15 protein-coding genes and 1 other annotated feature are annotated in these 16,549 nt (G+C 33.9%); of the genes, 13 read left to right on the top strand and 2 right to left on the bottom strand.

The window, feature by feature from the left end; all coding sequences use genetic code 11:
* Nucleotides 1–6: 6 nt before the first annotated feature.
* The gene (locus tag ACQKM9_RS17985) at nt 7–576 is read left to right on the top strand and encodes a GNAT family N-acetyltransferase (RefSeq protein WP_427735761.1); all 570 of its coding nucleotides are present in this window, start codon (nt 7–9) and stop codon (nt 574–576) included.
* 288 nt (nt 577–864) lie between these two features.
* Here the strand turns inward: ACQKM9_RS17985 and ACQKM9_RS17980 are convergent, their stop codons facing one another.
* On the bottom strand, nt 865–2,148 hold the full coding sequence (locus ACQKM9_RS17980) for an MFS transporter (RefSeq protein WP_427735760.1): 1,284 nt from the start codon (nt 2,146–2,148) through the stop codon (nt 865–867).
* Between the two features lie 1,032 nt (nt 2,149–3,180).
* Nucleotides 3,181–3,397, top strand: a binding site (T-box leader).
* 106 nt (nt 3,398–3,503) lie between these two features.
* Between ACQKM9_RS17980 and argS the strand changes: the two genes are divergently transcribed.
* Together argS and ACQKM9_RS17970 are read left to right on the top strand one after the other, a co-directional pair.
* Entirely contained in the window at nt 3,504–5,186 is a 1,683-nt protein-coding gene (gene argS / locus ACQKM9_RS17975) for an arginine--tRNA ligase (protein ID WP_427735759.1), read from the top strand.
* Nucleotides 5,187–5,216: 30 nt separating this feature from the next.
* Entirely contained in the window at nt 5,217–5,867 is a 651-nt protein-coding gene (locus ACQKM9_RS17970; protein ID WP_427735758.1) for an HAD family hydrolase, read from the top strand.
* A gap of 71 nt (nt 5,868–5,938) precedes the next feature.
* Here the strand turns inward: ACQKM9_RS17970 and ACQKM9_RS17965 are convergent, their stop codons facing one another.
* Nucleotides 5,939–6,442 (bottom strand): hypothetical protein, encoded by a 504-nt coding sequence (locus tag ACQKM9_RS17965; protein WP_427735757.1) that lies wholly within the window; start codon nt 6,440–6,442, stop codon nt 5,939–5,941.
* A gap of 988 nt (nt 6,443–7,430) precedes the next feature.
* Here ACQKM9_RS17965 and ACQKM9_RS17960 point away from each other — a divergent pair.
* From ACQKM9_RS17960 to ACQKM9_RS17915, 10 genes are all read left to right on the top strand, one after another.
* Nucleotides 7,431–8,315, top strand: a complete 885-nt coding sequence (locus tag ACQKM9_RS17960) for a phosphotransferase family protein (RefSeq protein WP_427735756.1) — start codon at nt 7,431–7,433, stop codon at nt 8,313–8,315.
* Nucleotides 8,316–8,470: 155 nt separating this feature from the next.
* A complete protein-coding gene (locus ACQKM9_RS17955; RefSeq protein ID WP_427735755.1) occupies nt 8,471–9,709 on the top strand; it encodes an MFS transporter in 1,239 nt (412 codons plus the stop codon).
* Between the two features lie 602 nt (nt 9,710–10,311).
* Nucleotides 10,312–10,785: an NUDIX hydrolase gene (locus tag ACQKM9_RS17950; protein ID WP_427735754.1), complete on the top strand. Its 474-nt coding sequence runs from the start codon at nt 10,312–10,314 to the stop codon at nt 10,783–10,785.
* Between the two features lie 60 nt (nt 10,786–10,845).
* Nucleotides 10,846–11,439, top strand: a complete 594-nt coding sequence (locus tag ACQKM9_RS17945; protein ID WP_427735753.1) for a protein kinase — start codon at nt 10,846–10,848, stop codon at nt 11,437–11,439.
* A gap of 48 nt (nt 11,440–11,487) precedes the next feature.
* Nucleotides 11,488–12,357 carry a GNAT family acetyltransferase gene (locus ACQKM9_RS17940; protein WP_427735752.1) on the top strand — a complete coding sequence of 290 codons (870 nt, stop codon included), beginning with the start codon at nt 11,488–11,490 and terminating at the stop codon, nt 12,355–12,357.
* 113 nt (nt 12,358–12,470) lie between these two features.
* A complete protein-coding gene (locus tag ACQKM9_RS17935; protein ID WP_427735751.1) occupies nt 12,471–13,334 on the top strand; it encodes an AraC family transcriptional regulator in 864 nt (287 codons plus the stop codon).
* A gap of 147 nt (nt 13,335–13,481) precedes the next feature.
* Nucleotides 13,482–14,027 carry a GNAT family N-acetyltransferase gene (locus tag ACQKM9_RS17930; RefSeq protein ID WP_427735750.1) on the top strand — a complete coding sequence of 182 codons (546 nt, stop codon included), beginning with the start codon at nt 13,482–13,484 and terminating at the stop codon, nt 14,025–14,027.
* 52 nt (nt 14,028–14,079) lie between these two features.
* Nucleotides 14,080–14,541 (top strand): DinB family protein, encoded by a 462-nt coding sequence (locus ACQKM9_RS17925; protein WP_427735749.1) that lies wholly within the window; start codon nt 14,080–14,082, stop codon nt 14,539–14,541.
* A 185-nt stretch (nt 14,542–14,726) separates the two neighbouring features.
* Nucleotides 14,727–15,599, top strand: coding sequence for a YitT family protein (locus ACQKM9_RS17920; protein ID WP_427735748.1), 873 nt, complete (start codon nt 14,727–14,729; stop codon nt 15,597–15,599).
* A gap of 231 nt (nt 15,600–15,830) precedes the next feature.
* Complete coding sequence (locus ACQKM9_RS17915; protein WP_427735747.1) at nt 15,831–16,517, top strand: MBL fold metallo-hydrolase; 687 nt, start codon at nt 15,831–15,833, stop codon at nt 16,515–16,517.
* The last annotated feature ends 32 nt before the right edge of the window (nt 16,518–16,549 follow it).

The following is a 16,549-nucleotide window of genomic DNA, read 5'->3' as shown; positions in this document are numbered from 1 at the left end:
GATAGGATGAAAATAGAGGATATCTACAGCAAGCTACCTATTTTAGAAACAGATCGATTAATTTTAAGGAAAATCTCACTTGATGACCTTTATGATATGCATACATATTGTTCGAATGAGGAAGTTGCACGATACTGTACTTGGGTTAAGCATAAAAGTTTAGAGGATACAGAAGAGTTTGTGCGATTTATATTAAACAAATACGAGTTAGATCAATATGCTCTTTGGGGGATTGAAGATAAAGAGACAGGTACATTAATTGGGACAATAGATTTCGTATCTTGGCAGCCACAACAACAAATAGCTGAAATCGGTTATGCAATTTCACAAGTGTATTGGGGAAAAGGCATTGTTACTGAAGCAGCCAAAGCAGTAATTGCTTTTGGTTTTGAAGAAATGGATTTAGTTCGAATCCAAGCGAAATGTTTAACTGAGAATGTAGGTTCTGCTCGGGTTATGGAGAAAGTCGGCATGTCTTATGAAGGGTTAATTCGAAAAGGGCTATTTGTGAAAGGTACCCATCAAGATTTAAAAATGTATTCTATTTTGAGAGAAGAGTATGAGCAGATGATTTGAAAACCTTTCTGTAAATCTATATGAAAAGTTAAACTTAATTGTTACATAAAAAAACACTTCCAAGTTGTCTTGGTTTTATATAACCAATGTTGCAACTTAGAAGTGCTCAATAAGGTCTATTTATTCTCTCTATTTGTTTCAGAAGAGTTTGAAACGGAGTGAATAGAAAGTAAGTTATTGATTTCAAATTCGTTAGTAAGGTTGATGAAAAGGTGTAGTAAACAATCCATCAAGAAAAAATAATTTAAAGGGAAGAATTCACTTATGTGTTAAGGGAGATAAAAGTGATTATTTCCAATGACCTGCTTGTACTAGTTTCTTTTTACCGATAAATGCCATAATAATTAATAATACATTAATAACTAACATGAAGGCAATTGCGTAAAGTACTATAGTGTAGCTACCAGTTAATTGGAACACATATCCGTAACCAGGTAATGCAACGATACCTGCAACTGCTAAACCGATAACTGCAGAAGCGTAAATTTGACCGTATTCTTTGTTACCAAAGATAGCTGTAGTTAATAGCGGTCCTAATGTTCCAAGTGATGCAACAACAAATCCATAAATACCAATTGCTAAAGAGAACATCGTAGAATTATCAGGAACAGTTAATAGAATTGCGATTGGGACTAAACCTAATAACATCGCGAAGATAGCTGTATTTTTTGCACCAATTTTATCACTTAAAATACCGAATGCTAATGCACCAATCAGTACACCCATTTGCCAGAAGCCCATTGCACCACCAGCAAATTTAACGTCATAGCCTAAGCCCATTGCAAAAGGAGCAACGTGTTGACCAAAACTACTAATAGCAGTAATAAAGAAGAAGAATAATAATAATGCATAGAATGCACTTGATTTTTTAGCGATTGCTGCTGAAATACCGGTGTTTGTATTAGATTCAACTTTAACTTTAACTGAAGAAGGACCTTCGTTTTTATTAATTTCAACTTCTAAACCTAATGGTTGTAAACCTTTTTGTTTAGGAGACATTCTAATTGTTAATAATACGATAGGCACAACGATGGCTATAACAATTCCACCTAAGATGAAGTAAGTCGTTCTCCAACCTTCACTTGCTATTAAGTTACCAGCCATAGGTTGTAGGATAGCTCCGAAAATACCACCAGATGCAACCATGATACCAATTGCTAAACCGTTATGTTTTTTAAACCAGTTGTTGATTAATACTGGCCCTGCGATTTGAGTGACAAAAATTGAACCGATTGACATTGGGATACAGAATAAGTACCAACCCCAAACAGAATTCATTAAACCAAACATTGCAAAAGAACCCGCTTGTAAAATAATTGCTGTTACTAAAATTGTTCTAATATCATACTTAGCAATGATCTTACCAGCTAATGGTAAGAAAATCATTGTTACTATAGAAGAAATACTAAAGTAAAGTGTTAGACTTCCCATTCCAATACCTAAATCTTCAGTTACTGGAGTTAAAAACAATCCACCTGCAGTCATGATTCCGCCTTTAGCCAAACCGACCATAATAGATAAACCTAATAATAACCACCATGCGTAGTGGATTTTTTTCTTATTTGTGCTCACGTATTGTACCTCTTTTTCTTGTTTTTTAACCTATATACTTCCCATATCAGACTGCTTATTTGGCAAAATACCTGAGCTTGTCTAATTTTACTCTCTATTCCCCAAAATCTCTTTAATGAGATTTATAGAAAGCGTTAAAATAAAATACCCTTTAATTATTTTCATGACCTAATTGTCTTCGTAAAAAAATTTATAAGGACCCAAAATGATTATGTAGTTTTGAGTACTTCTTGACCAATTAATTTTTACTGTGATTTGAAACTCTATTACTCATGAACGTAAATACCTAGTTCTACCTCCTGCACCGTTTTAAACATGGTAACTTTTTGACCCCAATTTACTTTACGTCTCAATAGTATACGATTAAAATATTTGTGTCAATAATATGAATTTCTTAGTTTTAAGGAAAAATAGACTTGTATTTTTTAGGAGTTTGTATGAGACCATCATTTATTCCACAGAATTTATTGTTAATATATTAATGGTTGATATTATGACTAGATTATATATTGGTTAACTAAATTGATGAGTATGTGGAAAATGTAAGAAAGTTATTTTCGAAGTTGAGAGAAGGTGAGGTTTATTCTGCTTTAAGTTGAAGTTCAGATCAACTTGAATTATTGAAGTCCAAATACTTGTTATTTATATAAGAAAGAACGTAATAAATAATAGTTTTATAGATTATATAAGCAGGAAGGTGTTATACAAAAAGTTTTAGCAAATAGACGTAATTGAACTGCCTAATGCTAATCATGAATGGAAATTGTTTGAAACAGTTATTTAGAATGAATGATTATTAAAGCGGAAAAAATTGTGGGAAACGAGTGTGTTTTTTTTATAGTTTTATAATAAAGTACTATGACTAAGTACTAATTGTAAATTCTATGACAATCAGTTGAATTTTTTATTAAAATTTTGATTTATACCATAAATTCCCTCGAAAATTCCATGTAAAAATAAATTAAATGTTATATTTTTTCTCAAACATTGACTTATTTGCAAATTAAATATACCATATTAACAATTTAATAAAAAAATTCTGTGAAAAAGAGAGTAGTTTATGGGGAAATGTCAAGCGAGTTAGGGATGGTGGGAGCCTAATACATGGAGCATGAATGAAGCGCACTTTGGAGAAACTTTTTGAACTAGCAGTAGAAAAGATCGGGGAATCACCTCGTTAACAATGGAAAGTGGTCACATATTGTGGCAACTAGAGTGGTACCACGGGATCTATGCTCTCGTCTCTTGTTTTGAGACGGGGGCTTTTTTTATTGCTTTCTGTACCATTACTGCAGGTAAACAATTGGAATTTGTTTGGAATGAACAATGATTTTATTATTTGAGGGGGAAATAGAATGGAAGACAAACAATTGATAATCAATACATTATTTGAAGCAGTAGATGGTCAATTAGCAAAGAGTGATATTGAACAAACAATTGAAAAGCCAAAGTATGCACATTTAGGGGATTATGCTTTTCCTTGCTTTGCATTAGCGAAAATTTTCCGCAAATCACCAACCATAATAGCTAAAGAAATAAGTGGAAAAGTGAACAATGACATTATTGAAAAGGTTGAAGCTGTTGTTGGATATGTGAATATTTTTCTAAAGCAATCGGAAATCTCGAAAGGGGTATTATCTAGCATAGTTTCCTCTCAATCTGCATACGGACAACAAAAACTTGGAGAAGGTCAAACGATTACGATAGATTTTTCATCCCCTAATATTGCAAAGCCTTTTTCGATGGGGCATTTACGGTCAACAGTTATCGGTAATGCAGTAGCTAATATTGCAGAGAAAAATGGCTATGAAGTAGTACGCATCAATCATTTAGGAGATTGGGGTACTCAATTTGGCAAACTGATTGTCGCTTATCATTTATGGGGAAATAAAGAGCTGATTGAGCAGTCTCCAGTTCGTGAATTGTTGAAGATATATGTCAAATTTCACGAAGTAGCAGATCAAGATGACTCATTAAATGATCAAGCACGTGCAGCATTTAAAAAGTTAGAGCAAGGTGATGAAGAAGCACTGCAATTATGGCAATGGTTTAGAGAAGCATCGCTAAAGGAATTTGAACAGGTCTATACATTACTTGGCATACGTTTCGATTCGTTTGCGGGCGAAGCATTTTATAATGATAAAATGGAAAGAGTTGTTGAATTATTAACTAAACAGGGACTACTTGAAGAATCGGCCGGGGCGATGGTTGTAAATTTAGAAAATATGCCGCCATGTTTGATTAAGAAAACGGATGGCACAACGTTATATGCGACGCGAGATTTAGCCGCAGCCCTATATAGAAATGAAACCTATAGTTCAACAAAATCATTTTACGTCGTAGGAAATGAACAATCTCTACATTTTAAACAGTTATTTAACGTACTAGCGAAAATGGGATATGGTTGGGCAAAAGAGTTACAACACATCCCATTTGGCATGATGTTAAAAGACGGGAAGAAAATGTCTACTCGTAAGGGGAAAGTGGTTTTACTTGAAGAAGTATTAAATGAGGCTATTCAATTAGCAGGCAAGAATATTGATGAAAAAAATCCACACCTGAAGCAAAAAGAAGAGATAGCGAAAGTGGTAGGAACAGGAGCAGTAATCTTCCACGATTTAAAAAATCATCGTATGAATGATATTGAGTTTTCGCTAGAAGAAATGTTGAATTTTGAAGGGGAGACAGGTCCTTATGTGCAATATACATATGCACGGATTTGCTCACTTTTACGAAAAGGTCAATATAGTAATGAAGTCAGCCAATTTGAGGGGTTATCTGATGAGGCTTGGCCAGTTGTCATCTCACTAAAAGGTTTCCCAGAAGTGGTGGCAAAAGCGCTTGAACTTGCGGACCCTTCGCAAATTGCCAAGTATTTAATCGAACTTTCAAGAGCATTTAATAAGTATTATGCCCACACAAGAATACTAGAAGACAAAGCTACAATGCAGGTGAAACTAACATTATGCGCTTGTGTTGCTATCGTGATTAAAGAAGGATTGCGTTTATTAGGAATCCAGGCACCAGAAGAGATGTAGCTAATACTAATATTCAGAGGTGAGGAATGAATGAATTACCAATATATATTATTTGATTTAGATGGAACATTAACGGATCCAAAAGTCGGAATTACTAAAAGTGTCGCATATGCTTTAGAAAAGATGAATATTGAAGTAGTGGATTACTCAAAATTAGATTTATTCATTGGACCCCCTTTACAAGAATATTTTCAGGCTTATTACGATTTAAATGACCAACAAGTAAATCAAGCAATCGAATATTATCGTGAAAGATTTCAACAACACGGCTTATATGAAAATGAAGTCTATTCTGGAATCGAAACACTACTTGAAACTTTAAAGAATAAAGGGAAAACACTAGCTGTTGCCACATCTAAGCCAACTATCTTTGCTGAGAAAATTTTGCAGCATTTTAAACTCGATCAATATTTTGAAGTAATAGTAGGAAGTAATTTAGATGGTACAAGAATTGCAAAGGCTGCTGTAATTCATGAAGTACTTTTACAACTATCTTCTCCAGATAAAAGTGAAGTCATTATGATTGGTGACCGTAAACATGATCTAATAGGGGCGAAGAAGGAAGGCATAGCTAATATCGGTGTCCTTTATGGCTACGGTAGTAAAGAGGAATTGGCATTAGAAGAACCAACTTATATTGTAAGTAATATAGAAGAACTAGACTCAATATTAATTAATTAATTAACATATTTAATACATCAAAACGCTTGGATAGTCTTCCAAGCGTTTTCGTGTGTTTATAAGACAACTAACTATTCATAACCACCAGTAGCTTCTGGGAGTTTTTTATATTCAACTTTGCTTTGAACTATATTTCGTATGTAATTTCGTAAATCAATCAGTTTATTTTCATCAGTGGCTTTGTCACAATATGCTCCAGAAATATATGGTGTAATTGTTTCACCATTAATAGTGATTTTCCATTCATCTTCACTATAAGGCTCTGTCATACACGCAGTTTTAGGGACTAATTCTTTCATGTTTATTATATTGATGTCTTTCATTTTCTCATAAACCTTGGCCTTTTCTTCTACTGTAAGAGGCAGATTTATTGTTGTTGTTCCATCAGCTACTAAATCCTTAGTAACCTTACCTTCAAAAGTATTAATTTCATTCTTTTTACCAACACCGAATTTAACTGAAAAACCAAAATCACTTGGCATTTCTTCAGGCATAATATCTTTTGGATCTTTATTTAATCCACATCCTGATAAGAACAATGAAAAAATAAATAGCATAAACTTTCCTGGCTTCACTTAATCCCTCCTCATCAACCTTTAATGAATTATGCTTGTCATTACATTGAAATATGAGTATTAATAAATCTTATAATTAAGATTCTACAGACATTCAAGAATACCTTTCAAATTGGGGCGTTCTATTAATGATGTCTGTTTAATAAATAGTAAAACAGATAGATTAGAGATATAAAAAAATTCCATATTAATACAAATCGACCGAAAAGAACAAACTATCATATATTAAATAAGAAAGTCAAAGTTGAAAAGATAACATTGTGGATGGTTCTCGAGTAGAGCCAAAAAGAGCGTGAGTAGAGCTAAAGAGAGTACGAGTAGCGCCAAAGCTCGTGAGTAGCGCTAAAGAAATCCCGAGTAGAGCCAAAGAGCCCGTGAGTAGCGCTAAAGAAATCCCGAGTAGAGCCAAAGAGCCCACGAGTAGAGCTAAAGAACCGGCGAGTAGCGCTAAAGCCCGTGAGCAGCGCTAAAGAAATCCCGAGTAGAGCCAAAGAGCCCGTGAGCAGCGCTAAAGAAATCCCGAGTAGAGCCAAAGAGCCCACGAGCAGCGCTAAAGAACCGGCGAGTAGCGCCAAAGCTCGTGAGTAGCGCTAAAGAAATCCCGAGTAGAGCCAAAGAGCCCACGAGTAGAGCTAAAGAGAGTATGAGTAGCGCCAAAGCCCATGAGTAGCGCTAAAGAAATCCTGAGTAGAGCCAAAGAGCCCACGAGTAGCGCTAAAGAAATCTCGAGTAGAGCCAAAGAGCCCATGAGCAGCGCTAAAGAGAGTATGAGTAGCGCCAAAGAACCCGTGAGTAGAGCCAAAGAGCCCGTGAGCAGCGCCAAAGAATCAGCGAGTAACGCTAAAAAAACCCACGAGCAGCGCCAATATTTCCACTCAAAAATGATCCATTCCAATACTTAAACCAACTGAGATATAATGTATATGAATCTAAATATTGTTTAAATTTATATATTTCATAACTGTACTTAATACAAAAGGAGGATTTTATGCAGAGCACACAATTACAAACTGTAATGGAGCATTTTAAATTAAGTGTCAAATCCATAGAAAATGTACCGGAGTCTTTTAGTTCAGAGGTGTATAAGCTCGGTCTGACAAACAATGAGAATGTGTATATTAAAATTCCTTTTACAAAAGATAAACTGTTCCGTGAATATACGATTCTAAAAAAGCTAGAATCAGATTTACCTGTTCCTCGTGTTTTAGATTATTGGGTAGGTGATGAAGCGGATAGTGGAGCTTTGCTACTTTCAGAGATAAAGGGTATTCCATGTACAAGCAAAGTTGACGCTAGGCTTGCTTATCAAATCGGCCTAACTCATGCAAAATTTCATGAAGTGAGTTTCCAAAGTTATGGGTATGAAGAACAAAATGGCTTTCAATATCTTGAGAAAAATGACTGGAGATTGTATATAAAAAATCTATTTAATCAGTACTTAGTTCAATGTGGGGAACTCTTACCTATTGAGCTCATTGAAAAAAGTGAAAATAAATTTAACGAGCTATTCAAAGCTTTACCCCAACCAGATGGTCCTTGCTTAGTACATCTAGATTTTCGTCCAGGCAATATATTAATCAACGACACAGGAGTAGCCGGAATCATTGACTTCGAAAGTGCAAGAGCGGGTTCTACAGAAATAGATTTCACTAAAATAAATAGAGATATTTGGAGCAACCACCCTGGAACTCGTGATGCTTATATGCAAGGGTATGAGAGTATCCGTCCAATCATTAATTTAGACAAAATACTTCCGTTCTATTCCTTATTAGATGCTATTGGATCAATTGCTTGGTGTAGTAGGAGAGGGATAGTGAAACATAAGGATTTTTATGATGAAAGTGTCAATATCTTAAAGAATTCGATGGCGTAATTATTTTAAATCACTACAATAATTTTCAGTCAATTGGATGAGCTGAAATTCGAACTTATGATTGAATTTGAAATTGGAGATTTCCATTATAGTGAAAGTACTAAATAGCTGGGGAGTTTTGGATTTAACTCACTGGATAAAAGGGGTACTTTAATATGGGAAATTTATATAATGATTCTCGTTTTCGGTTGATTATTTTTGCTAATATCGCCTCTTCAATTGGCTCAGGTATTACGATGATCGCTATACCTTGGATGTTGGTGTCTAGTAATAATGGCAATACAGTGTTTGGTTACATATCAATATGCATGACAAGTATTAACTTTCTAATTACGCCATTTATAGGAAACCTAGTCGACAAGATGAATCGAAAGAAAATACTATTAATTAGTGAATTTGTATGCTTTTTATTATTAATGCTTTTCACATTAATAGGATTTATCGGTTTACCATATGAGGTATGGCATTACACGATTATTTATATGATAGGAAGTTTATATTACACTATCTTTTTTCCTACTATGTTTGCTTTAAATCAAGAAATTTTTAATAAGGATCAATACAAAGCTTTAAACGGTACGATGGAAGTTCAGAGCCAGCTTTCGAGTATGATTGCGGGAGCTTTAGCTAGCATTTTATTGTTGAAATGGGATTTGCACTATATTTTGTTACTGGATGTCCTTTCATATGCTGCAGCTATCTACTTTTATATGAAACTTCCTTATATGAGGAAAGCAATAGATGAAACAGGGGAAAAGGATAAAACAAGAGTTAGTGAAGGATTAAGATATATGATGTTTCGGCCAACTATGTTCCTGTTTTTAATATTCTCTATAATGCCCTTTATCGGTGTGATGGTCACGAACTATTTGTTCCCGGTTTATTTAAGGGAAGTATTAAAGGCTTCAGCAAGTGCCTATGGGATTGAAAGTATGATTTATGCTTTTGGCGCAATTATTGCTGGGATGTTTGTACCAATTCTCGCGAGAAAAATAGGAAATGAAAAGACAATCATTTTCAGTGTTATTACTTATACCATTGCTATATCATTGATTGTTCTTGTGGATCTCCCCGTGTATTTAATGCTTATGTTTTTTATCGCAATAGGAAATAGTGGAGCAAGGGTTGCTAGAAACTCTTTCTTAATGGACCAAATTCCTAATGAAATTATTGGAAGGGTGGATGGTTTATTCCGCTCAATTGGGTTATTATTTAGGATCGTCTTGCTTGCTCTATTTACTCAGATGATATCTTCAGATTTAATATTATATTGTTTTATTATTCTTAGTGGGCTATTAATAGTAGCTTCTGGGTTCGTGATTCTTTCTTGGAAAAAGGGCTTAGAATTAAAAGGGGATCGGGAGATATTGTTGAACAAAGGAGAAACAACCTAATAAAGTGGGATATTGCTTGAAGACATATACCGATACAAAAAATGATAGAAAGAAAATCATAAAAGTTGTTTGTTAATAGTTGGTATTATTAGTTACGGGATATACTGGGCATTCTGTTAACCATATGATTATTATGAATAAAAATGTAAATTGAAGAGCACCTTCACAGGGTAACTTTATTTTTAAAACGACTATCTTGTGTGTTGATAAAAGATATTTATATTTAAAATGTAGTATTTCATATAGTAGAACAAAAACAGTTGCAAACTTTGTAACTGTTTTTTGAATTAAGGAAAATAGATTTTATAAGACGCATTAGGGGTCTCATCAAAGACTATTAACTAATATCTTTCTCAGGATATGGCTGTTTTTACTATTTCTATGGTTAAAAAATTATTATTTAAATTTTTACATATATCTATCTAATTAACTAAATATTAGGTTAAAATAAAGTAAGTATACTTAAAAGTGATTACGAAAAAATAAAGAACTTATAGGTCAATCGATAGGAGTTGTTGGCTAAAACTACGGACTATTGATTTAGTAATTATCACGAAGATTAAAAAAGAGTTAAGGATAATTAAACATGGAGGTGATTTCAATTGGGGTATGAACCACCAAAACAGACTATTTCGGTTTCAGCCTTAGTAAGGAACGAGAGAGATGAAGTATTATTACTTAGAACTCATTGGCGTTCGGATACGTGGGAAATGCCAGGTGGGAATGTTGAAGTAGGGGAGCCATTAGATTTGGCAGTTTATAGAGAATTTTTTGAAGAGACTGGCATTGAAATACGTCCTATAGGCATAACAGGTGTCTACTTTAATGCTACAAAGCATGTTTTATCTGTTGTTTTTAAAGCAGAGTATGTTAGCGGAGAAATTAAAATTCAACCAGAAGAAATTAAAGAAGCCAAATATATTCAATTAAACGAATCTAATATTGATCGATATATAACCCGCCCACAACAAAAAACTCGCACTCTAGATGCAATGAGAGCCAAATCTTTTGTCCCGTATGAAACATGGGAAGTAAATCCGGAATATAACTTATTATCAAGGTTATATAACGAATAATAGACTTAAATGTTGAGCATAAATTATCTCGAATTTCAACGGACAGCGAGGACTGATTAAATGGTAAACAGGATAATTTCAAATTGGCAACCCTATTGTATTGAAGAAAACTGTATTGGCATCGGGTCAACAAGGAAAGTATACCGCGTTGATGAGTTTGTCATAAAAGTACATTTACATCCGATAGGGTACAAACAATCATTGAATGAGATTGAAATATATGAATATATGAAAGCTCGAAACGCTGTAGATTTATTAGCGGAAATGGTTTATGTCAATGAGGATATTTGTATACAACGTTATCACGAAAATTTAGAGTTAAAAAACAATCAGACATATGAGTTAAACGTAGTTGAAGATAATAGAATGTCCCCGAGATTGAGAGAGTTATTAAGAGAGCTCGATCAAAGGTTTGATAGTTTTGATTTAAAAGATAGCAGTAACTTTGGTTTAAACGCTGAAGGGAAACTAGTATTAATTGATTTTGGCATGACAAAAAGCTTGTATGAAACGGAATGGGTACCATTGGCTGAAGCAGGCGAGCTACCGCAAATCTATTTTGAGAAATGCCGAGCTTGTGGGATTGAAAAGGAACTACGCATGTATGGCCAAGCAGATAAAGATAAACGTTGTTATGCTTGTGGGAAGCAGTAGTTACACTAAACATTAAATTGAAATGAGCGGATTCATTTGGAATTCAACATGAAAAAGTACACTGGTAATCAGTTAGACGAAGTGAAAGATTTGATGAAATATAGCTATGAGGAGCCCTTTGTTTTACATATTGTAGAACAACTCAAATATGAGTTTGCTTATATGGCATATGAAGAACAGAATCTTGTAGGGTTAATTGTTACTTGGAAAAGTAAATTGCATCCGTATTGCCTGTATTTTCGAGTGTATAGTAACCCGTACACTTCTCAAAATTCTCAAAAAGTGGTGCTTCAATTGTTGCAATATGTTAAGCGAAATGAGGTGTTGGAGCTTCCTTTGCAAACATCGTTATGGGAATCGTCTAAGAAGCAAATGGAGCTATATGAACAACTGGATATGAAAATTATTCGGAAAACATATATGCCTAAATTAGACTTAAACCAACATTTTCAAGCATTGGATCAGAGCAATTTCGAAGTGAAAACTTTAAAAGACATAATGGATAATCAAAGTCTGATGGAGCAACTAACAGTACTTGTAAAGCGCAATTATGAAGAAACACATCTTGTAAATCCTGTAGCAGATTTACCTTTAAAAGAATGGCAGAAACTATATGATGATGCCATTTTAGAAGGTAGTTTCCTCCTTTGTAATCCAGTAAATCAAAACATTATCGCGTATTCATTTTTACACGAAACAGAAGTTCAAACAGAATTGGAAATTGGATGGAGTGGCGTTGATCAAATAATGCATCTACCTCTACTTCAACTACTAACCTACAACCAAATTACATATGCAAAGACAAATGGTTATGAAGTTTTAATAGGTGAATTCGATACGACAAGCCCATATGCTTTAGAAATTTTAGAGCTATTTCCTAATGAGTCGTGTCCAACATGGATTACGTTTCAGGGGTGAGGGTGCTAGGTTACGTTTAGTAAAACAATACATAGAATACGGTCTAATCTCAGCATAAAATGACAGGATTTAGTTATTTGAGATTGTTATTATTCAATTAAGGAGTGAGCGATATGGGGTGGGTTGAATCATTACAAAAGGCAATAGACTTTATGGAGGATCATTTAACGGAGAACATATCTATTGAAGATATCGCGAAACAAGCAAACGTTTCGGAATTTCATTTTCAACGAACATTTGCGATATTAACCGATACGTCTATAGGAGAGTATCTTCGAGGAAGGCGTTTAACTCTTGCTGCACATGAGTTAGCAAATTCTAACTGCAAAATAATTGATGTCGCCTACAAATATGGCTATGACACTCCTGAGGCTTTTTCAAAAGCATTTCGTAGACAGCATGGTGTAACGCCAAGTGATGTACGAAAAAACATTGGAAAGCTGAAATCTTATAATCGCCTGGCTATCCAGGTTAGTCTGAAGGGAGCAACACCGATGGAATATAAAATTGTTGAACGAGACAGCTTTCAAGTAGTAGGGATTAATCGTGAATTTGCATTAAAGAATGATGAGAATCTTAAAGGCATCCCTGTATTTTGGGATGAAATCAATGCAAAAGGAACTGATGAGGTATTATTTAAGTTGAACAACGGAGAAATAACAGGTGTTCTAGGAGTTTGTGTAGATAAAAGAGAGACTGAGTCAGTAGAAAAAATCGACTATTGGATAGCGACAGAATATGATGGTAATCCTTCTGAAGGTTTTTCAAAGTTAGAAATTCCTGCATCAAAATGGGGTGTATTCGAAGTTCGTGGACCTATGCCCGATGCAATGTCAAAAGCATGGAAACAAATATTCTCAGAATGGTTCCCCTCAAATAAATATGAGCATGCAGGTACACCAGAATTAGAAGTATACACTGACGATGATCCATTTAGTCCGGATTTGTATTCTGAGATTTGGATTCCGTTAAAGTAATTAAGTTATTTTCATCAATAATATTTAACAGCAGAATCTAAGAAGATTCTGCTGTTTTTTCTTTAAAGAGGATTTGAATCATAATATAATAGTTGAAATATTCTATAATTAATTAGAACATCTGTTACAATACAGGAGGGTACTAATATGTTTTCATACAAAATAGATAATCAAATTGATATCGTATTGTTACAGCAACATAATAAAGAAGAGTTATTCCAGCTAGTTGATACAAATAGAGAACACTTACGTAAATGGTTGCTTTGGGTAGATAAAAGAAAATCAGCTGAAGATTTTGAGGAAATCATTCCAATGTGGATAACCAATTATGCTAATAATAATGGATTGGATGTAGGAATTCGATATAATGGGCAACTGGTTGGAATGATTGGATTGCATTATATAGATTGGAAAAACAAATCTACTAGTATAGGGTATTTTCTGTCTGGGGATGCTCAAGGAAAGGGCATCATAACGAAGTGTGTAGGCTCAATTATTGACTATCTATTTAATGAAATGGATTTACATAGAATTGAAATTCAGTGTGCAGCTAATAATCATAAAAGCATCACAATCCCAAAGAGATTAGGGTTTGTTCAAGAAGGTATTAAACGTGATGGGCAATGGCTATATGACCATTATGAAGATCTTATTACTTTTAGTATGTTAAAAAGTGATTGGAAGGGACATTAATAAGTTCTGATAACACATTAGTTATTATTAAATTGATCATGGAAGGGAAAAAATGAATACATATCTACAAAATACATTCCATCAAATCCAATTTACGATTAATAGTATTAAATCATTAATCGAGATACTTGATGAAACAGATTTTCAAATTGCTCTTATTGAAGGAAAGCGGACTGTAGGAGAGTTAGTGAGCCATTTAGCCATAATATGCAAGGCAGATCTTCAAATAATTGGCCAAGCATCAGTGGAGGAAATGAATGCATTTTATGACATTAATATGGTCGATAGTAAAAGGGAAATGCTGAAGCAATTGAATGAGGGGTATGAAGAATTAGTTTGTTATTATGAAAGTCTGCCTGATGTTTTTATTCCGGCAACATCATATTGGGGAACAACTTATAGCCATTTTGAATGGTTATTAGAAATTTTAGCTCATCTAAACCATCACCGAGCGCAATTACATTTGTACATATCATTTTTGGGGAAAGAGCCAGCTGTGGTGTTATTTGAATAATAGTTGCAGCTGGATTTTAATGACTAGATTATGGTTGGATTTTCTAGATGTAAATTTATAACAGAGGGTAATTTTTAGTTCTTAAAACTCATTTTAAAAGACGTAATAGAATAAAAAATTATGTTATAACTACCCTTTTCTGTTAGAATGAGTAAGGATTTATAACAAAGAGGGAGTATAGCTATATGATCAAAAAAAATCAGAAGAAGATAGTTATCATTGAATATATTCAAATCATGGTAGGAGCAGCGCTTGTTGGTCTTGCATTCAATATGTTTCTATTACCAGCTAAACTAGCGGCTGGAGGAGTTTCAGGGATAAGCACCATTCTATACGAGTTGTTTCAATTTAATCCCGCTTATGTGCAATGGATGATCAATATTCCTTTGTTTATCTTAGGCATTCTAGTGGTGGGGAAAGATTTTAGCTGGAAAACACTTGTCGGCACTACGTTTGTTCCACTTGTTATTTGGTTAACAGCTGATATCCAATTGACTATTGATAATCCTTTGTTAAGTGCTATTTATGGAGGAATTATGATAGGTGTTGGTCTTGGTATTGTTTATCGGGGAAATGGTTCAACGGGTGGTACAGCTCTAATAGCACAAATATTGAAGAAATTCACAGGGATTTCAAGTGGCTTTGCACAGCTACTTGTTGACGGATTAGTAGTCTTTACTTCAGCTCTAGTATTTGACTTTGAATTAGCGCTTTATGCCATGATAGCCATCTATGTAACAAGTAAAGTTATCGATTTTGTGCAACTACAAACATCACCAACCAAATTAGTGCTGATTATTACTGATAAAGAAGAAGAAATCCAAACCATTATCAAGAATGAAATTAATAGAGGCTTGACTAAAATTAAGACGCTCGGTGGTTATTCTAACCAAGAAAAAACAATGATTTTATGTGTAGTGGAACAATCAGAAGCTGTTTATTTTAAGAAGCTTTTATTAGATAGAGAACCCAATTCATTTGTCATTTTCTTAAATGCATCTGAAATACTTGGAAGAGGATTTTCAAAAGCAAGATTTGATGAAGATGATGTAAAATAAAAATAAATATGTTTTAAAATTGATTAAATTTTCACCTCTTGCTGTCGTTGCTTTCACGTCAAAAGGGGTGGTTTTTTCATCTTAATGAAACGCATATAAACAGCTAAAATAAAATGTTTGTTTAAAAATTAGATGATAGGATTGGTTTTATATCGTCTTTTTTCTATATCAATAAACGTCTAGCATATTAGATAAGCGAATATCACAAACATACAGTAATGGGAGAAGAAAATGAAGATAATAGAGCTACCAATTGAATTTGAATTTAATGGACAAAAAAATTACATTTATCCTAGTTTAATAATATTAAAAGATGAACTAACTTTGGTCGATACAGGGTATACAAATTTCTTACCTTTAATTGAAAATGAGATTTTAAAAAATGGATATGAAGTGAAGAATTTAAAGAATATAATTCTTACTCACTATGATGATGACCATATAGGTGCCCTTTATGACTTCAAAGAAAAGTATCCTTGGATTAACATAATAGCTAGTGAAACTGAATCAAATTACATTAGTGGTGAAATGAAGTCAGAGAGATTGATTCAAGCTGAAGAAATGCTAAAGAATATGCCGGATAACGAAGTCGAATTTGGTAAATGGTTTATACAACAATTAAAGAATTTAAAGCATGTTTCAATTGATGAAAAGGTACATGATGGTGATATGATTTTAGATAATAAATGTAGGATAATAGCAACACCGGGTCATACTTCAGGACATATTTCATTGTATTTTCCAAGCTTGAAAAGCGTAATCACAGGTGATGCAGCTGTTAATGAAAACCAGGAATTGATCATTGCTAATCCAAGCTTTTGTCTACATGTCGAGGATGCACAGCAGTCTTTAAGCAAGATTAAAAATCTTAAATCTGAAACTTACTATTGTTATCATGGTGGCAAATTTACTTTATGATTTGTACTTAACGTCGGTGTTCGGTTTTCAAC

Source organism: Viridibacillus sp. NPDC093762, assembly GCF_050279675.1.
Taxonomy (GTDB): Bacteria; Bacillota; Bacilli; order Bacillales_A; family Planococcaceae; genus Viridibacillus.
Note: the sequence above shows the minus strand (reverse complement) of the source record. Positions and strands in the feature narration are given on the sequence as shown.